The organism is Mycobacterium sp. WMMD1722, assembly GCF_049315205.1.
GTDB lineage: Bacteria > Actinomycetota > Actinomycetes > Mycobacteriales > Mycobacteriaceae > Mycobacterium.
Genome location: NZ_CP186056.1, coordinates 2,316,134 through 2,336,762 on the forward strand (window position 1 = coordinate 2,316,134; position 20,629 = coordinate 2,336,762).

Annotated in this window: 19 protein-coding genes; 1 reads left to right on the plus strand and 18 read right to left on the minus strand. The window is 68.4% G+C overall.

Features of this window, described 5'->3' with window-relative positions:
- Positions 1-238: 238 nt before the first annotated feature.
- The 7 genes from ACN27E_RS10990 to ACN27E_RS11020 all read right to left on the minus strand — a co-directional run bounded on the left by ACN27E_RS10990 (position 239) and on the right by ACN27E_RS11020 (position 6,344).
- A complete protein-coding gene (locus ACN27E_RS10990) occupies positions 239-853 on the minus strand; it encodes a ComF family protein (RefSeq protein WP_422749001.1) in 615 nt (204 codons plus the stop codon).
- A 37-nt stretch (positions 854-890) separates the two neighbouring features.
- Positions 891-1,382 (minus strand): DUF302 domain-containing protein, encoded by a 492-nt coding sequence (locus tag ACN27E_RS10995; protein ID WP_422749003.1) that lies wholly within the window; start codon positions 1,380-1,382, stop codon positions 891-893.
- Positions 1,383-1,445: 63 nt separating this feature from the next.
- Complete coding sequence (locus tag ACN27E_RS11000; RefSeq protein ID WP_422749005.1) at positions 1,446-3,086, minus strand: PucR family transcriptional regulator; 1,641 nt, start codon at positions 3,084-3,086, stop codon at positions 1,446-1,448.
- 108 nt (positions 3,087-3,194) lie between these two features.
- A complete protein-coding gene (locus ACN27E_RS11005; protein WP_422749007.1) occupies positions 3,195-3,776 on the minus strand; it encodes a hypothetical protein in 582 nt (193 codons plus the stop codon).
- A gap of 137 nt (positions 3,777-3,913) precedes the next feature.
- Positions 3,914-4,582, minus strand: a complete 669-nt coding sequence (locus ACN27E_RS11010) for a GntR family transcriptional regulator (protein WP_422749009.1) — start codon at positions 4,580-4,582, stop codon at positions 3,914-3,916.
- A 92-nt stretch (positions 4,583-4,674) separates the two neighbouring features.
- Positions 4,675-5,655, minus strand: coding sequence for a PDR/VanB family oxidoreductase (locus ACN27E_RS11015; RefSeq protein ID WP_422749010.1), 981 nt, complete (start codon positions 5,653-5,655; stop codon positions 4,675-4,677).
- Positions 5,652-6,344: a hypothetical protein gene (locus ACN27E_RS11020; RefSeq protein WP_422749012.1), complete on the minus strand. Its 693-nt coding sequence runs from the start codon at positions 6,342-6,344 to the stop codon at positions 5,652-5,654. Before ACN27E_RS11020 ends, ACN27E_RS11015 begins: the two co-directional genes overlap by 4 nt.
- Before the next feature lie 358 nt (positions 6,345-6,702).
- Here ACN27E_RS11020 and ACN27E_RS11025 point away from each other — a divergent pair, with 358 nt between their 5' ends.
- Positions 6,703-8,145, plus strand: coding sequence for a purine-cytosine permease family protein (locus tag ACN27E_RS11025; RefSeq protein WP_422749014.1), 1,443 nt, complete (start codon positions 6,703-6,705; stop codon positions 8,143-8,145).
- 10 nt (positions 8,146-8,155) lie between these two features.
- On the opposite strand, the gene lpqB is transcribed toward ACN27E_RS11025, so the two are convergent.
- The 11 genes from lpqB to ACN27E_RS11080 form a co-directional block, all read right to left on the minus strand.
- Positions 8,156-9,919: an MtrAB system accessory lipoprotein LpqB gene (gene lpqB, locus ACN27E_RS11030; RefSeq protein ID WP_422749015.1), complete on the minus strand. Its 1,764-nt coding sequence runs from the start codon at positions 9,917-9,919 to the stop codon at positions 8,156-8,158.
- The gene (mtrB, locus tag ACN27E_RS11035) at positions 9,916-11,565 is read right to left on the minus strand and encodes an MtrAB system histidine kinase MtrB (protein ID WP_422749802.1); all 1,650 of its coding nucleotides are present in this window, start codon (positions 11,563-11,565) and stop codon (positions 9,916-9,918) included. The genes lpqB and mtrB overlap by 4 nt, the downstream gene beginning before the upstream one ends.
- Positions 11,566-11,614: 49 nt before the next feature.
- A complete protein-coding gene (gene mtrA, locus ACN27E_RS11040; RefSeq protein ID WP_422749017.1) occupies positions 11,615-12,301 on the minus strand; it encodes a two-component system response regulator MtrA in 687 nt (228 codons plus the stop codon).
- A gap of 68 nt (positions 12,302-12,369) precedes the next feature.
- A complete protein-coding gene (locus tag ACN27E_RS11045) occupies positions 12,370-13,002 on the minus strand; it encodes a dTMP kinase (protein WP_422749018.1) in 633 nt (210 codons plus the stop codon).
- Positions 13,003-13,050: 48 nt separating this feature from the next.
- A complete protein-coding gene (locus ACN27E_RS11050) occupies positions 13,051-13,881 on the minus strand; it encodes an ANTAR domain-containing protein (RefSeq protein ID WP_422749020.1) in 831 nt (276 codons plus the stop codon).
- 100 nt (positions 13,882-13,981) lie between these two features.
- Positions 13,982-15,301 (minus strand): lipase family protein, encoded by a 1,320-nt coding sequence (locus tag ACN27E_RS11055; protein ID WP_422749022.1) that lies wholly within the window; start codon positions 15,299-15,301, stop codon positions 13,982-13,984.
- 88 nt (positions 15,302-15,389) lie between these two features.
- Complete coding sequence (gene ahcY / locus ACN27E_RS11060; protein WP_422749024.1) at positions 15,390-16,871, minus strand: adenosylhomocysteinase; 1,482 nt, start codon at positions 16,869-16,871, stop codon at positions 15,390-15,392.
- A gap of 126 nt (positions 16,872-16,997) precedes the next feature.
- The gene (locus ACN27E_RS11065; protein WP_422749025.1) at positions 16,998-17,624 is read right to left on the minus strand and encodes a TetR family transcriptional regulator; all 627 of its coding nucleotides are present in this window, start codon (positions 17,622-17,624) and stop codon (positions 16,998-17,000) included.
- A gap of 35 nt (positions 17,625-17,659) precedes the next feature.
- Entirely contained in the window at positions 17,660-17,842 is a 183-nt protein-coding gene (locus tag ACN27E_RS11070; protein WP_422749026.1) for a rubredoxin, read from the minus strand.
- A 2-nt stretch (positions 17,843-17,844) separates the two neighbouring features.
- Positions 17,845-19,059 carry an alkane 1-monooxygenase gene (locus tag ACN27E_RS11075; protein WP_422749027.1) on the minus strand — a complete coding sequence of 405 codons (1,215 nt, stop codon included), beginning with the start codon at positions 19,057-19,059 and terminating at the stop codon, positions 17,845-17,847.
- Positions 19,060-19,122: 63 nt separating this feature from the next.
- Positions 19,123-20,589, minus strand: a complete 1,467-nt coding sequence (locus tag ACN27E_RS11080; protein WP_422749029.1) for an amino acid permease — start codon at positions 20,587-20,589, stop codon at positions 19,123-19,125.
- Positions 20,590-20,629: the final 40 nt, after the last annotated feature.

Here is a 20,629-nt window from a genome sequence, read left to right on the forward strand (position 1 = left end):
AGACGCGCCGACGAATTGCGGGGGCAGAGATGGGGGCCGCAGCCCACCGGCGCAAGGTGTCGAGTACTCACCTCCTACCGTTGAGCGGCGAAGTGGCGCCTCGGTCTGAGCGCCGGCCGTGGAATTCACGGGTGGTTAAGGCCGACGGTAGTCGTTGTTCACCCGGTCGGCCAGTGATTCCCCCGACCTGTTTCCAGTTCTTCACGGCGGTTTGACCCGGCGGTGATCGCCGCCCGCCTCACGCATGGGCGAGGGTGAGCACCGCGGGCACCGCCACACCGGCGGTTTGCAGCACGCGCACCGATTCGGCCGCCGTCGCCCCGGTGGTGATCACATCGTCGACGAGCAACGCCACCCGCCCGGGTAGGCGAAGGAGCCGGATCCGGCCGGCCACATTGCGCTGGCGGTCGGTGACCGACAGGCCGACGGAGTCGCGGGTGAACGGACGCGACCGCAGGGCGCTGACCACGTCGCGCCCGCCGGCCCTGGCGATGCGGGTCACCGGATCGCCGCCGCGGCGGCGCGCGGCCAGGAACCGGGTCGGCGCTGGGACCAGCGGGATCGCATCGTCGACGATCCCCCAGCCGGCCAGCTGGCCCAGCCCGTCCCGCAGCGCAGCGGCGAAGACACCGACCAGGTCGGCGCGGCCGTGCTCTTTGAGTTCGACGATGGCCCGGCGCCGCGCGCCGGCATAGCGGCCGAGGGAGAACACCGGCACCCCCGGGTCGACCCGGGGGACGACGATGTGCGGCTGGTCGGGCCGCACGGTCAACTCCCCGGCGCAGCGATCGCACCAGGTGCGGCCCGGCGCACCGCAGCCGCCGCATTGCCGGGGCAACACCAGGTCGAGCATGGGGGCAGTGTCGCGCACGGCTCCGACAGGTGGCCGCTCAGATGATCGAGCGGGCGAGCGCCGCGAGCTTGCCGTCGAGGTCCTGCGCCGCGGCGAGCAGCGCCGGGTTCGGTGCGGTGACCATGAGCGAGGACGGCTGAACGTAGGTCAGTGCGCTTCCCCCGTCGGGTTCGGCGGTCAGCAGCAGCTCGACCGGGGCGAACAGGCCGGCGGTCACGTCGTGGCGCATCATCGTGATCGCGATGAGCGGATTGCCGATCACCGCCCGCAGCACCCGCCGGTCGATACCGGCCTTCACGAGCCAGCCGCCGTGATCGAGCTCGGCGAACAACATGAAGCCACTCGGCCCGGCGTGCGGTGCGACCCGGTCCTCGTAGTCGTCCCAGGTCTTGGTCGCGGCGGCGATGTCACCGATCGGCACCGGTCGGTCCCCCACGTCGGCGAGCAGGGCTGCGTGCAGGTCGTCGAAGTCCTTGGCGCTGCGGTAGGTGAGCCGTAAGCCGGCGAAGGGTGTCTCGATGCGGTCCATGCCAGGGACAAGGCGGGGCAGCCCGGCGCTATTCCTGGGTCTAGAAAGGTGAACTCAGGGGGATCAGCCGGGGATCCGATGCATCTTGTGGATCTGCAGGGCGACGCCGACCTGCATGGCCACCGGTGTGCTGGTGCTGAAGGGGCCGAGCAACCGCTCCAACTTGGCCAGGCGGTACCTCAGCGTGTTGTAGTGAAAGCAGAGATGGCGCGCGGCCTCGGCCATGTTCATGTTGTGTTCGATCAGGGTCTGCAGGGTCTGCAACATCTCGTCGCGCTCGGGCTCGGCCATCCGCAGCACCGGCCCGAGGACGTCGTCGGCGAACGCCCGCAGATCGTCGTCGCCGACCTGGGCGAGCAACCGGAACAGGCCGAGATCACCGTAGGCGGTCACCGCACCGGCACCCGACACCCGGGGACCGAGCCGCAACGCCGTGCGCGCCTCCCGGTAGCCGATGGCCACCCCGGCCGGCCCGGCATAGCTGCGGCTGACCCCGATTGCGTACTGCGCGTTGGTGAATTGCCCGACTTCTGACTGCACCGCGCGCGCCACGGCGAGCACGTCTTGATCGGCGCCGATGACGGCGACCAGCTCTGAGCCCAGACCGGATGCGGCCGCGCGACGGTCTCGGCTGCGCACCGCCGAGGTCCAGAATTCGATGGCGCGGTCGTCGGCCAGGCGTGACCGCCGGCTCGATGCTCGCGCTTCCGTTTCCGGCCCCTCTCTCCGGCCGACGAGAACGGCGATCTGGCGGTCGAGATCCCAGCCGAAGCCGGATCCCAGAGCAGCGGTGTCGGTGTCGGTCTCGCTGCCCGAGATCAACTCGAACAGCGCATTCGACGAGAACCGTCGTTCCACCGCACCGACTGCGAGATCGCGGGTGATCTCCAGTGCGGCCACGATGGCGGCCTGCCCGACGGCCACCAGGCTGAAATCGCCGAACGGTCGTTCGGCCTCGACGGCAGCGACGAAGCCGTGGTGCAGCCGCCCCGCACGGATCTGCCGGGACGCCCACCGCCGCCCGGTCGTCCGGTCGGTGTGCAGGCCGGTCAAACCCAGGCGCAGCTGATCGGCCGACTCGGTCTTGAGAAAGTTCATGGCCGCCAGCGGCTCCTGGTCCCCCGCGACGGCGAGCACGCTGCCCTGCGGATCGGCGATCACCACACTGGCGTCGCCGAGGAGTTCGGACAGGCGGCAGGCCAATTCGGACAGTCCGCCACCGGCGAGGGTGATCGACAGGAAGGAGTGGTGGATCTCCTGGGCCTTGGCCAGTGTGGAGGCCTGCCGGTTGACGATGATGGCGAACGCCCGGCTCAGGATGTCGTCGAATCGGATGTTCTCCGGGATGACCACCAGCGGCAGACCGAGGCGTTCGGCCACACCGATCATGCCGGCTCCCAACTCGGGTACGTAGCGATCGAGCTTGATGCCGATCCCCGCCAGCCCGAGCGCGTGCAGGTCGGTGAGCAATCTGCTCTGACCGGCGTCGTCGCGAGGGAGCGGATAGCCTGTGGCCAGCAGGAATTCATCCCGCCGGACCCACTTGCCGATCTCGGGCACCGTCATCACGTTGACCGCGCTGATCGTCCGCTCCAGCCCGGAGCGCCCGGCGATCAACTGGGCACCGGCGAGCACCTCGTCGCCGAGCAACTCGCCCAGCGTGAGCGTCTCACCGTGCCGCGTCGGAGACGATGGCGTATCCACCCGCCCAACCTAACGCCGATCGACCCGCGCCGACTCCCCAGCGGAGCCGGTCGTGGTCGTGAGATCGCGCCGCTGCGAGCGGATCTCAGTTCGCGGGACCGGACGGGGTCAGGCCCACGGGTTGCTCGCGGTCGAGCCGCCGCCCTCGCTGACCAGCACCTCGAGATCGCGGTCCCACCGGCGGTACCGCCGGCGATCCAGGAAGCCCCCGAGCGTCGCCAACCCCACCCCGGCCGTCGTCGCGAGCGACAACCAGAGCATCAGCCCGGCTGCGATCCCGCTGGTTCGCGCATCCACCTGGGTGCGGGGCGGCGAGGTGCGCTTACCGGTCGCGTCGACCCAGACCCGCGGCTGCTGCGCGACACGCGTCCCCTCGGACGCCCCCATGCTGGCGTCCTGGGCGGCGGGGGCACCGCGTAGCGGCATGAACATCTGCCGAGGCGCACCGTCGCCTTCGACGCGGTCTCCGGTGCTGGGTGGCGGCACCTCGACGGCGCGCTTGGTGGCGGATTCCCGCGCGATGGCCGACGACTCCGCGGATTCCACCACTCGGCCGACCGCGACCGCGGCGGGCACGGCGCACACCACCATGAGTGTCACCAGCACCATGGCCCACGCTTGGACGCGGTCGACCCGCCGCGTCATGGCCCGGCGGCGCAGCGCGCAGAGCAGCCACCATCGACGGGTCACGCGCTGCACGACAACAGCACCGTTCGGCGGTCGCGTGTTACAGGCATGTTTCGATGGTCCCGCACGGCCCATCACCGACTCAACTTCTGCGCACGCGACATTCGTCACGTTGGAGCGGCGTGCGCACGCGCTGAACGTCAGTCCGCGGTCATGTGTTCGGGCATCTGCGCATAGTTCCACTGGTGCTCGCGGGCCAGCGTGCACGCCGCGTCGATGGCGGTGTCGTCGAGCGAGTCGAGCAGTCTCTGGTGGTCATCGGCGATCTCGAACAGATCCGGGGTGGCCGCCATCATGGTCACCGACGTGCGCGCCTCGATGTGCAGATTGTCCCAGCAGCGCTTGATCAGATCGTTGCCGGCCGCCTCGACGATGTGCCGGTGGAACTGCACGGTCTGCAATCCGACGGATTCGACGTCGGCGATCCGCGCCGCACGCCGCATCCGGTCGACGTCGTCGCGGAGCGCATCGACGGGCACATTGCCGGTCATCAGGACGAGCCGCGTGGCCGCCTCTTCCAGAGCGGCCCGCAGGACGTAGCTTTCGCGCAACGTCTCTCGCACGAAGGAGCGCACGAACGTGCCCCGCCGTGGCCTGATCTCCACCAGGCCGAAGGTCTCCAACTCCCGCAGCGCCTCGCGGACCGGGGCCTGGCTGGTTCCGAACGTGGCTGCGACGCGGGTTTCGACCAGCCGCTCACCCGGCGCCAACTCACCGGAGACGATCTGGCGCACCAACGTGTCCCGGATCTGCTGGCTGAGCGTCTGGCGCAGGACCGGCTGCTCGGGTGGGGACTCGGGTGGGGACATGGTCAAAACATACGGAAGGCGGGCCGGTTCCCGGCCCTGCGGCACGGTTTGGGCGCCGGCGCCGACCCCGGATCCGGCAGCGGAGTGCAGCACTACAGATCGACGGCGAGCACGGGGGTACGCGACCGGGAGACGCACGGCAGGATGACGGTGTTGGAGTCGCGTTCGGCGTCGCTGAGCACGTCGTCGTTGTGGTCGGGCTGGCCGGCGGTGACCCGCAACTCGCAGGTTCCGCAGATGCCGGCCCGGCACGAGTTGTCGATCTCGAACCCGGCGTCCTCGAGGACCTCCAACAGCGTCCGGTCGGCGGGGACGTGGACAGATCCACCCGTTCGGGCGAGCGCGACGTCGAACGCACCGTCCGCCGGCACCGACCCCGAGCCCGCCGCCGGGGCCTGCACTCTGTCCCGCGGTACGAAGCGCTCGATGTGCAGTGTCTGCGGCGGCCAGGACAGGCACTGCTGTTCAACGGCTTCCAGCAGCGGGGGCGGCCCGCAGCAGTAGATGGCCGTACCGGCCGACGGCGAACCGAGAAAATCTGTCAGGTCCAACAGGCCCTCGGTGTCCTGGGGTACGACGCGCACCTCGCCACCGGCGATGCCGGTCACCTCGGAGACGAATGCCATCGATGCCCGGGTTCGGCCGCCGTAGAGCAACGACCACGCCTGTCCGCGAGCGGCGACCATCCGGACCATCGGAAGGATGGGGGTGATCCCGATCCCGCCGGCGATGAACAGATACCGATCGGCCGGCACCACACCGAAGTTGTTGCGGGGCCGACTGACCGAGAACACATCGCCCGGCCGGATCTGTTCATGGACGAACCGCGACCCACCTCGCCCCGCTTGCTCTCTGAGCACCGCGATCCGCCACATGCGGTCGTCCTCGGGACGGCCGCACAGCGAGTAGTGCCGGACGAGTCCGTCGGCGAGTTCGATCTCGATGTGCGAACCGGGTTCCCAGCCGGGCAGCGGTGACCCGTCGATCGAGCCCAGATCCACGGTGACGACATCGTCGGCCTGCCGGTCGACCGCGTCGACGCGCATCCGTAGCCGGGCGGCGTCGCCGTTCACGTTGACAGCAAGCGGGTGGCGGACTCGGGCGAGAACATGTTCGCCGCGATGTCGCGCATTCCGCGCATCGCCCGCAGGATCTCGTTGCGGTCATCGTCGGTCTGGGCATAGCGCGACAGGATCTGCCGGCCGAGACCGACGTGGAACTTCTCGTCGATCTCGATCTTGCGGTGGACGCGGACCACCTCGTCGAACCCGTGCCGCTCACCGGCCAGGAACGTCGGCTCGAGACTGCCGGTCGCCGAGGTCTCCGAGGCGTTCCACGCGGCGACGGCGGCCAGCGGGTGGCGGTCGAGGCAGTCCCAGAGGAACTCGCTCCACACCCGCGAGTCCGGCGGGACCGACGTCGGAGCGGTACCACCGAGGGATTCGACGGCGTGGCTGACCGCTTCGTAGTGCTCGGCTTCCTGGAAGGCCTGTTTGGCCAGCAGCGTGATGTGTTTGCGTTCGAAGCCCAATCCGTAGCGGCGGATCTCTTCGTTGAGCAGGAACACGTAGTCGATCTCGCGCCATGCGCGGGTGGCCAGCCATTCGGCGAGGATGATCGGCTGGGGATCGGCGGCGAACGATTCGAAAAACGCCTCGCTGGTCTGCCGGGACTTGTTGAAGATCGCATCGAGGATTTCGTCGACCTCAGCACTGATGGGGTCGAGACCGGTTCCTCCGCGGACATTTCTGACGTTGACCATGTTTTCCGATCTCCTCCGATTGATTATCGATAATCGATACGCTACGACCATGCGCCCCGACCGTCAACCGGATCACGCGGTGTCGCCCGAGGCTTGCGCACGATTTCTCCGACCGTTCACGGTGGGCTACCAAGCCTTCTGTGGCAGAACGGTTTTCGCGAGCGGGGCAGGCGGAATCGGGCAACTGTTACGGCGACGTAACCGTGGTTTTCACGGCCGTAACCGACGTCGACCACGGTTGGCACCACGTGCCAAACCCCCGGTGCCGAGCTTGGCTGTCGATGACGTGTCTCGGTACGGCGGGTGAACTTACCGTGAGTGAGCTTGCAACTGCCTCCACACGCAACGGAGATGTTCGATGAACGACAGCAGTGCGTCCACCTTCAGCACCGTCAAACCGTCTCGGTCCGCGGATCCAGCGGATTCCACCTTGGCGATCGAGCGACGCGGCATCGACTATGTGCCGCCGGACCAGCGCCACGGCCGACCTCGCAATCAGTTCACGGTGCGCTTCGCACCGGTGATCTACCTGGCCGGCATCTACCTCGGCGCGAGTGGAGGTCCGCTGGGGCTGGGCTTCACCGGCAGCATCACCGCCATCGTGCTGGCCAACATCCTCGGCTCGATCGTGACGGGTTTGTGCGCGGTGATGGGCCCTCGGCTCGGGATGCCGCAATTGCCCATGGGCAGAGCCGCTTTCGGCTATGTGGGCAACGTGCTCCCCGCCTTCCTCACCCTGTTGATGTGCATCGGCTACTACAGCGTGGGCACGGTGCTCGGCGCGAAGTCGCTCGCCGATCTGGTGCATGCCCCGTACGCGCCGACCGTCGTCGTGGTCGCGGCCATCAGCATTCTCATCGGGGTCTTCGGCTACAAGATCCTGCACGCGATGGGCAAGGCCATCACGGTGGTGAGCATCGTGGTGCTCACCGTGGTGTCCATCGTCCTGATGGTCCGCGGCGGCGGCCCCGGCACCGCCGCGACCGCGACCGGTGCCGAATACTGGCTGGCGTGGTCGGTGCTGTTCACCGCGGTGTTCGGCTACACCGCCAGCTGGGCGCCGTACGCCTCCGACTACTCCCGGTATCTGCCTGCCGACGCCAAGCCGTCATCGATCTTCACCGCCGCCACCGCAGGGTTGTTCGCGTCGACGACCTGGATGATGTGCCTCGGGGCGGGACTGATCACGCTGCTGCCCGACGGCGACGTCCTCGACACCTTCGGCATCGCGCTGCCGGACTGGCTACGCTACGTCGTCCTGCTCACCCTGGGCCTGTCGGCGATACCGCACAACTCGGTCAATCTCTACAGCGGCGCGATGAACATGCTGACGTGTGGGGTGAAGCTGCCGCAGTGGGTGACGGTGACCGGCGCCGGACTCATCGGCATGGTGATCGCGCTCATCTTCGGTGGCGACAACTTCCAGGCCACCTTCCTGCTGTTCCTGCACGTGCTGTCGTACTACATCACCCCCTGGGTCGCCGTGCTGCTGATCGACTACTTCGTCGTACGCAAGGCGGGGCGCGACATCCCGGCGTTCGAGAACTACTACACCCCGACGGGCGTGTTCGGGCGCTTCAACACTGCGGGTCTGATGGCGCTGCTGGTGGGTCTGATCGTGTCGATCCCGTTCATGGCCAACGACTTCTTCACCGGCCCGATCGGTGACCGGCTCGCCGGAGCGGATCTGAGCTACTTCGTCTCGGGCGCGGTCGCCGCGGTGACCTATCTGGTGCTGCGGCGCCGGTTCGCACCGCGGGACCCGCTGGCCGTCAAGGCCGGCGAGAAGCACACGCGCTGAGGCCGGCCGCTCAGCCGGGCAGCACCGGCAGCGTGCCCGGGATCATCAGCGGGCGCACCTCGGTCCACGCCGGCACCCCCTCGGCGGTCGACACCGAGAGCTGCACGACGCCGCGGGCGTCGGCGACGTAGACGGTCGACGGATTGGCCGCCACGGTGGTCACCGGCATCGCCAGGTTGCGGCTGGGCCCGTCGGAGTTGACCCCGTCGAGGTTGACGTAGGACACCGGGTTCTGCGGATCGTTGCGGCTGACCACCACGTCATCACCGGTCCGCCACGACAACGAGACCACGGTGTCGCCCAGCCCGAATCCCAGCCGCCGCGGATAGGTCAGCGCGTACTGTCCGCCGGGCATCTGTTCGACCGAGGCGAGGATGATGTGACCGCCGATCACCATCGCCGCGCGGGTGCCGTCGCGGGAGAGCTGCAACTCGGTGATCGGTCCGGGGAACTTGGTGGCGACCGGGGCGGTGTCGACCGGGATGCGCGCCGGCTGACCGGACGCGTCCTGGATCACGCGGACGACGTTGTTGCCGTCGACCACCACCCACACCGCGTCTTCGAGCGACCAGCTCGGACGCGACAGATTGCGGGCCTCCAGCGCCTGGGCCGCCGGGCCGCCAAGCGGACCGATCCACAGCGTCGAGGACATGTCGGGAGCACCGGGGCGGGCCACGACCACCGAGGCGGCATCCTGGCCGCTGCGCGAGACGGCAGCCGAAACCTGATTGGGCGCCTCGCCGAACGATCCGGGCACCCGCGGCGCCCGCTGGCCGTCGAGGGAGACCAGCGAACCCCCCAACAGGGCGTGCAGACCCGCTGCGGCGCCGGGAAATGCGCCGGGATCGGTGGCCGCCACCTCCGAGGTCTCCCATCCGTCGGCGAACCGGTCGTCGAGCGGGGCGCCGTCGGCGTTGAGCACATACGGCCCGTTGACCCCGGCCCGGTTGAGCGTCCAGATGATCTGCGCAGCCAACAGCTGTCTGCTGTGCGGGTCGGTGGTCGACAAGTTCTCCAGATCGACGCGCGCACCTCCGTATCCGCGACCGACGCCGGTCTTACCGCCGTCCGCGCGGGTCACCGGACCGCGTAGGCGCAGCGGTGCGCCGAGCAGGTTGCGCACCGTGTTGAGCATCTCCGGCCGCGGCCCGGCGCACAGCTTGGAGACCAGCTCGGTCGCCAGCTGGTCGGGGTCGGAGACCGCGACGTAACGCGGGTCGGGCACGACGGTGGTTCCGGTCGGATCCACGAAATAGAGGGTGTTGCGCTTGTAGGTGGACTGGAACTGCTGCCAATCGAGGAACACGCCGTTGGGCAGTCGGTCGATGCGCCAACCGTCGGAGGTCTTGACCAGTTCGATCGGTCCCGGGTCCGGCAGCGCACCCTCGCCGGTCTCGAATACCCCCATATCGGAGAGCGAGCCGAGGATATCGGCCCGCATCTGGACCGAAACACGTTCCGGCCCACGGGTTTCGACGAATACGACCCGGTCGATCAACAACGCGCTGCCGGCGTCGTCCCACTCCCTGGACGCGGACTCGGTGAGGAATTGGCGGGCCGCCAGGTGCCGGTTCGCCGGATCGGCGGTGGCCTTGAGGAACTCGCGCAGCAGGACGTCGGGATCCATCCCGGGCGTCGGTTTGGGCAGGCTCGGCGGGGCCGGCCGCTCGACCGTGCCGATCGCCTGCGGCGCCGACGAACTGGGCACGCCGGCGCATCCGGCGACGGTGAGCACGGCCGTGAGCACCAGTGCCACCGCGGCAACCCGTCTCACACCGTCTCCTCGGCCGGCTGGCGGTCGCGGACGCTGGGCCGCGGCGCGGGTTCGGGCGCGGTCGGCTTGAGCGGCAGCGGGCTGGTGGTGACCTTGTGGCCGCGCACCAGCGGCAGGGTGAGTCGGAAGCAGGCCCCCTTGCCCGGTTCACCCCAGGCCTCGAGCCGGCCCTGGTGCAGGCGGGCATCCTCGATGCTGATGGCCAGACCCAGGCCGGTGCCGCCGGAGCGGCGCACCCGTGACGGATCGGATCGCCAGAACCGGCTGAACACCAGCTTCTCCTCCCCCGGCCGCAGGCCGACGCCGTAGTCGCGAACCGTGACCGCGACGGTGTCGACGTCGGCGGCCATCCGGATGCGGACCGGTTTGTGCTCCGCGTGGTCGATGGCGTTGGCGATCAGGTTGCGCAGGATTCGTTCGACGCGGCGGGAATCGACCTCGGCGATCACCTCGTCGGCCGGCTGGTCGACGATCAGCTCGACACAGGCGTCGCGGGCCAGGTGCCCGACGTTGTCCAGCGCGCTGCCCACCGTGGAGCGCAGATCCACCGATTCGACCGACAGCTCGGCCACCCCCGCGTCATGGCGGGAGATCTCGAGCAGATCGGTCAGCAGCGTCTCGAACCGGTCGAGTTCGTTGACCATCAACTCGGTGGACCGCCGCAGCGCCGGGTCGAGATCGTCGCTGTGGTCGTAGATGAGGTCGGCGGCCATCCGCACGGTTGTCAGCGGGGTCCGCAGTTCATGGCTGACGTCCGAGGTGAAGCGCCGCTGCAGGTTGCCGAATTCCTCGAGCTGGGTGATCTGCCGCTGCAGACTCTCGGCCATGTCGTTGAAGGACACCGCCAGCCGCGCCATATCGTCCTCGCCGCGCACCGGCATGCGTTCACTCAGGTGGCCTTCGGCGAACCGTTCGGCGATCCGCGAGGCCGACCGGACCGGCAACACGATCTGACGGGCCACCAGCAGGGCTATGGCGGCCAGCAGGCCGAGCAGGACGACGCCTCCGGTGGCCATGGTGCCGCGCACCAGCGCGATCGTCGATTCCTCGTTGTTGAGCGGGAAGATCAGGTACAGCTCGAGATTGGTGACCGCCGAGGACGTCGGGCTGCCGACGATCAGGGCGGGCCCGGAGAAGCCGTCGGTGGTGACGGTGGCGTACTGGTAGCTGACCTGTCCGGCCTTGACGAACTCGCGGAGCGACTCGGGCACCTGACCGACCGGACCGGCGGCGGTGGCCGCGCGCGGGCCGTCGCCGGGCACCACCAGCACCGCGTCGTAGGCGCCGGCGAGGCCGGCTCCGGCATCGGCCTTACGGTCGATGAGGGTGTTGCGGGCCAGCTGCAGGCTGCTGTCCAGCGAGCGGGACTCCTCGCCGCCCACGATGCCGCCGACGGTGTTTCGCGCCTGCTCGATCTCCTCGGTCGCGGCTTTGACCTTGACCTCGAGGATCCGGTCGGTGATCTGGCTGGTCAGCACGAAGCCGAGGACCAGGATGACCGCCAGTGACAACCCGAGGGTCAGGCTGACCACGCGTAGCTGCAGCGAGCGACGCCACGCCAGGCTCAGCGCCCGGCCGAGTGCTCCCAGTCCGCGCAGGAGCGGCGCCGACCGCCGGTGGATGCGCCGCCGCGAGCCCCACATCAGGGGCACCGTCGGGCGGTCGACATCACGACCACGTCGGAGCCGAGCAGACTCACGGGGGTCCGGCCTTGTATCCCACTCCTCGAACGGTCAACACCACCTGCGGATTCTCCGGGTCTTTCTCCACTTTGGCTCGGAGCCGCTGGACGTGCACGTTCACCAAACGGGTGTCGGCGGGATGCCGATAGCCCCACACCTGTTCGAGCAGCACGTCTCGAGTAAACACCTGGCGTGGTTTGCGTGCCAGCGCCACCAGCAGGTCGAACTCCAGCGGAGTCAACGAGATCTGTTCGCCCAGTCGGGTCACCTTGTGCGCGGGGACATCGATCTCGACGTCACCGATCGAGAGCATCTCGGCGGGCTCGTCCTCGTTACGCCGCAGCCGTGCCCGGACCCGGGCCACCAGCTCCTTGGGTTTGAACGGCTTCATCACGTAGTCGTCGGCGCCGGACTCCAGCCCCAGCACGACGTCGACGGTGTCGGTCTTGGCGGTCAGCATCACGATGGGCACGCCGGAGTCGGCGCGCAGCACCCGGCACACGTCGATGCCGTTCATGCCGGGCAGCATGAGGTCCAGCAGCACCAGATCGGGGCGTAGTTCACGCACCGCGGTCAGCGCCTGGGTGCCGTCACCGACGACGGCGGTGTCGAAACCCTCGCCGCGCAGGACGATGGTGAGCATCTCGGCCAGCGACGGGTCGTCGTCGACGACCAGGATCCTTTGCCTCATGGAGTCCATGGTGTCACCAGATCGCGATAAAACCCGGCTACCACGCAGGGCGTTTCGCCCTCGGGTCCGCGCGGCGGTTAGCTCCCGGTCAATTCACCGGCCAGCGCGGCCGGGTCGACGTCGGGTCCGGCGATCTTCCACCGGCCCGACCACTCGGCGGCCGCGAGCCCGGCGTACACCGCGCCGGTGCGTCGTTGCAGACCGCCGTCGCGTTCGTAGGAGTCCCTGGCCCGGTCGGCCTCCTGTTCGGCGCGCCGTTCGGCGCGCTCGGCGGCCAGCTCGGTGGGCACGTCGAGCAGGATCTGCCAATCGGCCGCGGGCAGCCGCAGCCGGTCGAACTCCAGGGTGCGCACCCACTCGACCGCCTCCCCGTCGGCGTCCTGGTGCAAGCGCGCGGCGCTGTAGGCGGCGTTGGAGGACACGTAGCGGTCGAGGATCACCACGTCGTAGGCGGCGGCCAGGTGGTCGATCTCCTCGCGCGCGCCGGCCCGGTCCAGTGCGAACAGCACAGCCATCGCGTACACCGATTCGGCCAGGTCCCCGTGCGCGCCGTGCAGCGCCTCGGCCGCGAGGTCGGCGGTGATCGAGCGGTGGTACCGCGGGAAGGCCAAGCTCGCCACCGAACGGCCGGACCCCTCGAAGGCCGCCCGCAGCCCGTTGGTCAGCGTCCGTTTACCCGCTCCGTCGACGCCCTCGATCGCGATGAGCACGCGGCGAGCGTAGCGGGGTCGGCCGACTGCCGCGCCGCTCGGGCCAGGCTAGGCCGACACCGCGCCGTCGGGGGTCGCCTCGGTGACCGGCGCCGCTGCGGCCTCGTGCACCGCGGCCACGAGCGCCGGGAGGACCGCGGTGTCATACCACCGCAGCCACTGCGCACAGGAGTCGGCGTGACCGTGCAGCATCTCCACCGCGAACGGGTCGATGTGCGGGTAGTGGGCGTCGAAGACGACGGTGACCGCGCCGCGGTTGTGGCCGTCCTCGTCGCACATCGGCACCGCGAGTTCGGCGCGAATGCCGTCGGCGGCCAGCACCTCATGATCGGCGAAGCCGTAGAGCGGGGAGACCCGGACGTCGTCCACCCGCACGACCGCGCAACGCGCAGTGGCCCGGCCGGCTGCCGTGGCACCGTCGTCGAGGTAGCTGAAGTGGTAGCGGAACTGGTCGCCGAGTCCGGTGTGGCTCTCGATGCACAGCCCCCCGTGCAGCGCATCGCGCAGTTGCACCGCACCGCCGCGCGCCCCGGTCAGCTCGACCGCCGTGGTGGTGAGGTCGGCCAGCACGTCTGCGGGGCGGGGTGCCGTACCGCGTCCGCGCAGCGAGAACGACAGGGCCGGGGCAGCCGGGGTCTTGCCGGCCGGCGCAGTGGCACCGTTGACCACCGCTGCGCACAGGTGCCGCAGTTTCACACCGGAGCGGCGGGATACCCGGTACAGCGCGTCGAATGCGTTGTCGGCGTTGATGTCTGCGTGCGTCTGCTGGAGCCGCGTGACCGCCGCCCGGACGCTGGCGTGGGAGATCAGGTTGACCTTGGCCACCCATGCTGTCGCCGAATCGAGGTCATGGTCGTCGCCGGCCCGGAATTCGCTCATCGCATGCCCTTCGATCGGGAGTGTGAGCTCTCAATACCCAGGGCCCGATAGGGCAAACGCGGCACGGCGTGGCGTCAGAAGTGCGTCAGCAATCACCGGGTCAGAACCGCCCGCAGTTCGGTGCGGTCGGCATCCCGAGGAACCGGTCGGCGATCCACTGCATCGCCGGCTCGCCGTCGACGAGCATGGGCAGGCCGTGATTGATCATCGCCTTGTTCAGGAAGGGCGGCGCTTCGTTGGTGCGCGCCTCGACGTCGGCCCCCTGGGCGCACCAGTCGCGGCCCATCTGCATCGCGGCGGCCCACGGGACGAGCGGGTCGAAACGGTTCGCGTTGATCAGCACCGGGGCGTTCGGTTTCGCGCGCCCCAATTTCTGCTCGTCGAACAGCGACGCGAACGGCTCCCGCTCGACGACGGCGAAGATGTCCTCGTTGAAGTAGGGCTGCAGGTGCCGGAACATGAATTTCGACAGGGTCTCGGCGACGCACTGGTCCTTGACCTTCTCGAGCAGGTCGGCGCCGCGTGGGGTGAGCGTGGCCCGGATCGCGGCTTCGTGCTCGGGGTAGGCGGCGATGATGCCGTTGAGGGCGTAGCCCACGGCGCCGACCAGCGCGCTGCCGTCGATGAACGGGAACAGCGCCTTGAGGTCGGCGGGCGGCGCGCCGGCGTAGCTGCCGACGATGTCGAGCTCCGGTGCGTACTCCTGCGCCATCTCGGCCGCCGACGCCGCCGCCCCACCGCCCTGCGAATAGCCCCAGAATGCCACCGGCCCATCGGGTTCGAGCGAGGTGTCCGGCAATCGCAACGCCGCGCGGCCCGCGTCGAGCATGGCGTGGCCCTGCGACGCCCGGTTGGCGTAGGTGTGCAGGCCCGGGGTGCCGAGGCCCTCGTAATCGGTCATCACGATCGCGAAGCCGCGCGCGACCATGGTCGCGACGAACATCTCCTCGTAGTTGACCGCGACGTCCAGATACGGCCGCCAGTGGATGCCCTGATTGAACTGCCTCGACGGCGCGCATTGGTCACCCTGGCCCTGGGTGCCCGGCCCGTACACGATGAGTGGGCGCGGCCCCGGATGCGGCCACGAATTGTGCGGTTCGAAGTACGTGCCGGTGACGGCGATCGGGTTACCCCTGGCGTCGTTGGTGCGGTACATGATTCGCGTACCGTCGGCCACGATCATGCCGAGCTGACCGGACGGCTCGAGCACCAGCCGCGACGGTTCGGTGCGGATCACGTCACCGGGCGCCCCCGGTGGCAGCGGGTCCGGTGGTTGGTAGAACGCCTGGCACTCGTCCTCGTTGTAGTACGGGTCGTACGCGTCGTTGGTCGGGTCGTCGGCCCGGGCGACGGGGCCGCCCGCGAGGACGGCGACGACTGCCAAGACGAGCGCCAGCAGACCCCGGACCCCCCGAACCATGGCCGAACACTAAGCCGAGCAGACACAAAATCGCCCAATTCTCGGAGGAAAAGGGCGATTCTGTGTCTGCTCGCGGTAGAGCGGGAGATCAGTAGCGGTAGTGCTCCGGCTTGTAGGGGCCCTCGACGTCGACGTTGATGTACTCCGCCTGCTCCTTGGTGAGCTTGGTCAGCGTGCCACCGAGCGCCTCGACGTGGATCTTGGCGACCTTCTCGTCGAGATGCTTGGCCAGCCGGTAGACCTCGTTGTCGTACTCGTCGTTCTTGGTCCACAGCTCGATCTGCGCGATGACCTGGTTGGAGAAACTGTTGCTCATCACGAACGACGGGTGGCCGGTCGCGTTGCCCAGGTTGAGCAGACGGCCCTCCGACAGCAGGATGATGGCCTTACCGGTGTCCCCGAAGGTCCACTCGTCGACCTGCGGCTTGATGTTGATCCGGGTGGCACCGGACCGCTCGAGAGCCGCGATGTCGATCTCGTTGTCGAAGTGGCCGATGTTGCCCAGGATGGAGTGATCCTTCATCGCCTTCATGTGCTCGAGGGTGATGATGTCCTTGTTGCCGGTCGAGGTGATGACGATGTCGGCGTCGCCGATCGCCTGCTCGACGGTGACCACGTCGTAGCCGTCCATCAGCGCCTGCAGCGCGTTGATCGGATCGATCTCGGTGACCTGGACGCGCGCACCCTGGCCGGCCATCGACTCGGCGCAGCCCTTGCCCACGTCGCCGTAACCACAGATCAGCACCTTCTTGCCGCCGATGAGGGCGTCGGTGCCGCGGTTGATGCCGTCGATCAGCGAGTGCCGGGTGCCGTACTTGTTGTCGAACTTGCTCTTGGTCACCGAGTCGTTGACGTTGATGGCCGGGAAGGCCAGGGTGCCGGCGGCGGCGAACTGGGTCAGGCGCAGCACGCCCGTCGTGGTCTCCTCGGTGACGCCCTTGACCGATGCGGCGATCTTGGTCCACTTGCCTTCACCTTCCGAGGCGGGCGTGAACCCTGCACGCACCAGCGCCAGGAAGACCTTCCACTCGGCCGGGTCGTCGTCCTCGGTGGGGGGCACGACGCCGGCCTTCTCGAACTCGGCTCCGCGCAGCACCAGCATGGTGGCGTCACCGCCGTCGTCGAGGATCATGTTGGCGGGTTCGCCCGGCCAGGTCAGCATCTGCTCGGCGGCCCACCAGTACTCCTCGAGGGTTTCACCCTTCCACGCGAAGACGGGGACACCCTTGGGCTCCTCGGGGGTGCCGTGCGGCCCGACGACGACGGCCGCCGCGGCGTGGTCCTGGGTCGAGAAGATGTTGCAGCTCGCCCAGCGGACCTCCGCACCGAGGGACGTCAGTGTCTCGATCAGGACGGCGGTCTGGACGGTCATGTGCAGCGAACCGGAGATCCGGGCACCTTTGAGCGGTTGCACGTCGGCGTATTCGCGGCGCAGTGCCATCAAACCGGGCATCTCGTGCTCGGCGAGGCGGATCTCCTTGCGGCCGAACTCGGCCAGAGACAGATCGGCGACCTTGAAGTCGATGCCGTTGAGCACGTCGGCCGAGAGCCGCTGTTCAGTCGTGGTCATGTGTGTAGAGCCCCTTTGTCGATCGTCGATGGCAGATGAGCGCACAGCTGCGCCGCGGACACCCTCGGCCTGCGGGCTCGCGGGACAGGCGCTCGTGCGGTGGGGACAGCGGGGGCGCTCTGCCGGCTAAGGGTTATCAATGACACCGTAGCGTTCGGCGAAGGGCGTCATCAATCTGGCCAGGTCACCGGCCACGTCATGGTTGGCCTCCGGCGGCATCGAGACGTAGCTCATCGCCAGGCGCACGATCGCGCGGGCCAGGATGCCGGCGTCCTCGTCGCTGGCCTTGACCCAGCTGTCCTGAAAAGTCGACGTTAACCGCTCTGAGCACCGGGCGATGATCGGTCCGCTGCCGGTGGTGATGATCTGTAGCAGGTCGGGTTTGGTGTCACCGGACAGCAGCGAGATCACCAGCGGGTCGGCGGCTGACTCGCTGAAGAACGCCCGGAAGCCCTCCAGGAACGCTGCGTGCACGTCGCCGACGTTGGCCTCGATCGCCTGATCGACGGCGTCGACCAGGCGATCGGCCAGTCGCAGTGCGTATCCCTGCGCCAGACCGTGCCGGGAGCCGAACTCGTTGTAGATGGTCTGCCGGCTCACCCCGGCCGCCTTGGCGACGTCGGACAGGGTGATCGCCGCCCAGTCGCGGCTGCTCAGCAGTTCGCGCATGCCGTCGAGGATGGAGTCGTGCAGCAGCACCCTCGACGCCTCGGCGTAGGGGATGCGCGGCGCGGTCCGGCGCGGGCTGTTCACATGCGCGACGATATCCCCGCCCGCCAGGCCCACTGTCACGGCCTGGCGACCTCGACCATCTCGAAGTCGCTCTTGGCCGCGCCGCAGTCCGGGCAGCTCCAGTCCTCGGGAATGTCGGCCCACCGGGTTCCCGGGGCGATGCCGTCCTCGGGCCAACCCTTGGCCTCGTCGTACTCGAAGCCGCACTGCACGCAGACGAACAGCTTGTAGTCGTCCATGGTCAGATCCTCTCTGTCGATTCCGAGTAACGGGCCAGCACCCGTTCGCGTACCCGCGGGTGGATGTTCACCCGGGTGAGGTCGCCGTCGTAGTGGTCCAGGACGCGGTGGTCCATCACCCGGCGCCACACCGGCGGCAGGTAGGTCAGGGCGATCATCGTGGCGTAGCCGCTGGGCAGGTTCGGCGCGCCGTCCATGCTGCGCAGCGTCTGATAGCGACGCGTCGGGTTCGCGTGGTGGTCACTATGGCGCTGCAGGTGGTACAGGAACAGATTGGTCACCAGGTGATCGGAGTTCCAGCTGTGCTCGGGGGTGCAGCGTTCGTAGCGGCCGCTCGCCGTGCGCTGGCGCAGCAGGCCGTAGTGCTCGAGATAGTTGACGGTCTCGAGCAGCGTGAACCCGAACACCGCCTGGATCAGCAGGAACGGCAGGACGGTCCACCCGAACACCGCGATCAACACGCCCCACAGCACCACCGACATCGCCCAGGCGTTGAGCACGTCGTTGGACGGATGCCACACCGTGCGGTTCCGGCGGCGGAGCCGCGCGGACTCCAGCTCCCAGGACGACCGCAGACTCCCCCAGATGCTGCGCGGCAAGAACTCCCAGAACGTCTCCCCGAACCGTGCCGACGCGGGATCCTCAGGGGTGGCCACCCGCACGTGGTGGCCCCGGTTGTGCTCGACGTAGAAGTGGCCGTACCAGGTCTGCGCGAGGGTGATCTTGCTCAGCCATCGCTCCAGCGCGCCCTTCTTGTGGCCGAGTTCGTGCGCGGTGTTGATGCCGACCCCGCCGAGCATGCCCACCGACAACGCCAGGCCGATCTTGGCGGGCCAGCCCAGCCCGGCGTCGAACCCCAGCCAGGTCAGATCCGGCGCGGTGAACAGATAGGCCCCCAGCACCATGCTCGCGTACTGGAAGGGGATGAACAGATAGGTGCAGTACCGGTAGTACCGGTCGTTCTCCAGCCGATCCATCACCTCCTCCGGCGGATTCTGGCCGTCGGCACCGAACCGTAGATCCAGGGCCGGCAGCACCAGATACAGCAGGATCGGGCCGATCCAGAACGGCGCCTGCGCCGCGGCATGCCAACCCGCCTGGTTCAGACCCCAGGTCATCGGCAGCATCACGAACAACGCCGTCGGAACGATCAGACCCATCAACCACAGATGGCGTTTGCGGTCCCGCCACTGCTGAACATCAACCGTCGCTTCCATGCGGTTGACTATATTGCGGCATTTGTCTCTTGTCTAGACATTGGACCGCATTTTGTAAACGGCCTACAGGGTGGCTCGCTCCCGGGTGCCCAGCACCGAATGCCGACGGCCGTAGAGGAAGTAGACGACCACGCCGATCGCCATCCAGATCAGGAAGCGAATCCAGGTCAGGCCGGTCAGGTTCAGCATCAGCCAGACGCACGCGATGATCGCGGCGATCGGCAGGATCGGCACCAGCGGCGCCTTGAAGCCGCGCTTGAGATCGGGACGCGTGCGGCGCAGCACGATCACCCCGGCCGACACCAGCACGAACGCGAAGAGGGTGCCGATGTTGACCATCTCTTCGAGCTTGCCGATCGGGAACACCGCGGCGGTGAGCGCGACGACCGCCCCGACGATCAGGGTGATGCGCACCGGGGTCCCGTGTTCACCGGTCTTGGCCAGCTGACGAGGCACCAGACCGTCGCGGGACATCGCGAACAGCACCCTGGTCTGGCCGAGCATCAACACGATCACCACGGTGGTCAGACCCGCCAGGGCGCCGATCGAGATGGCGGTGGCCGCCCAGTTGACCCCGTTCGCCTCGAACGCGGTCGCCAGGTTCGCCTCACCCCCGGCCGCGCGCAACTCGGTGTAGGACACCATGCCCGACAGCACGACCGACACCGCCACGTAGAGCACGGTGACGATCGCCAGGGAGGCCAGGATGCCGCGGGGCACGTCGCGCTGCGGGTTCTTGGTCTCCTCGGCGGTGGTGGCGACGATGTCGAAGCCGATGAACGCGAAGAACACGATCGACGCACCGGCCAGCAGGCCGTACCAGCCGTAGGAGCTGCCCTCGGCCCCGGTGATCAACGAGAACAGCGACTGCTCCGCACCGGAACCACCCGCGCCGGGCTCGGCGGGCGGGATGAACGGCGTGTAGTTGGCGGTCTTGATGAAGAACGCGCCGACGATCACCACGAGCAGCACCACGGCCACCTTGATGATGGTGATGACCAGGCTGACCCCCGCCGAGAGTTTCGTCCCGCGTGCCAACAGCGCGGTGACGATGGCGACGATCAGCAGCGCCCCCCAGTCGATGGTGAGCCCCGCGACCTGCACGGTCCCGCCCCCGAAATCGAAGACGGTGCCGAGGTAGCTCGACCACCCCTTGGCGACCACGGCGGCCGCGACGGCGAATTCGAGGATCAGGTCCCAGCCGATGATCCAGGCGACGAACTCGCCGAAGGTGGCGTAGGAGAACGTGTAGGCGCTGCCGGCCACCGGAACCGTCGAGGCGAACTCCGCGTAGCACAGCGCCGCGAGGCCGCAGGAGATCGCCGCGAGAATGAACGAGATCGAGATGGCCGGGCCGGTCAGGTTGCCCGCCGTGGACGCCGTGATGGTGAAGATGCCCGCGCCGATGACCACCGAGACACCGAAAACAGTCAGATCCCACCAGCTCAGATCCTTGCGCAGCCGGGTGCCCGGTTCGTCGGTGTCGGCGATCGACTGCTCGACGGATTTCGTACGCCATCTACCGGCCATCACATTTCCTTCCGGGCGGTTGTTGATCCATCGAGTCTGG

Excerpts from the sequence above, each read along its gene's own strand:
- ACN27E_RS10990 (WP_422749001.1), bottom strand. The coding sequence starts at position 853 with ATGCTCGACCTGGTGTTGCCCCGGCAATGCGGCGGCTGCGGTGCGCCG.
- ACN27E_RS10995 (WP_422749003.1), bottom strand. The coding sequence starts at position 1,382 with ATGGACCGCATCGAGACACCCTTCGCCGGCTTACGGCTCACCTACCGC.
- ACN27E_RS11010 (WP_422749009.1), bottom strand. The coding sequence starts at position 4,582 with ATGTCCCCACCCGAGTCCCCACCCGAGCAGCCGGTCCTGCGCCAGACG.
- ACN27E_RS11020 (WP_422749012.1), bottom strand. The coding sequence starts at position 6,344 with ATGGTCAACGTCAGAAATGTCCGCGGAGGAACCGGTCTCGACCCCATC.
- ACN27E_RS11025 (WP_422749014.1), top strand. The coding sequence starts at position 6,703 with ATGAACGACAGCAGTGCGTCCACCTTCAGCACCGTCAAACCGTCTCGG.
- mtrA (WP_422749017.1), bottom strand. The coding sequence starts at position 12,301 with ATGGACTCCATGAGGCAAAGGATCCTGGTCGTCGACGACGACCCGTCG.
- ACN27E_RS11050 (WP_422749020.1), bottom strand. The coding sequence starts at position 13,881 with ATGAGCGAATTCCGGGCCGGCGACGACCATGACCTCGATTCGGCGACA.
- ACN27E_RS11055 (WP_422749022.1), bottom strand. The coding sequence starts at position 15,301 with ATGGTTCGGGGGGTCCGGGGTCTGCTGGCGCTCGTCTTGGCAGTCGTC.
- ahcY (WP_422749024.1), bottom strand. The coding sequence starts at position 16,871 with ATGACCACGACTGAACAGCGGCTCTCGGCCGACGTGCTCAACGGCATC.
- ACN27E_RS11070 (WP_422749026.1), bottom strand. The coding sequence starts at position 17,842 with ATGGACGACTACAAGCTGTTCGTCTGCGTGCAGTGCGGCTTCGAGTAC.
- ACN27E_RS11075 (WP_422749027.1), bottom strand. The coding sequence starts at position 19,059 with ATGGAAGCGACGGTTGATGTTCAGCAGTGGCGGGACCGCAAACGCCAT.
- ACN27E_RS11080 (WP_422749029.1), bottom strand. The coding sequence starts at position 20,589 with ATGGCCGGTAGATGGCGTACGAAATCCGTCGAGCAGTCGATCGCCGAC.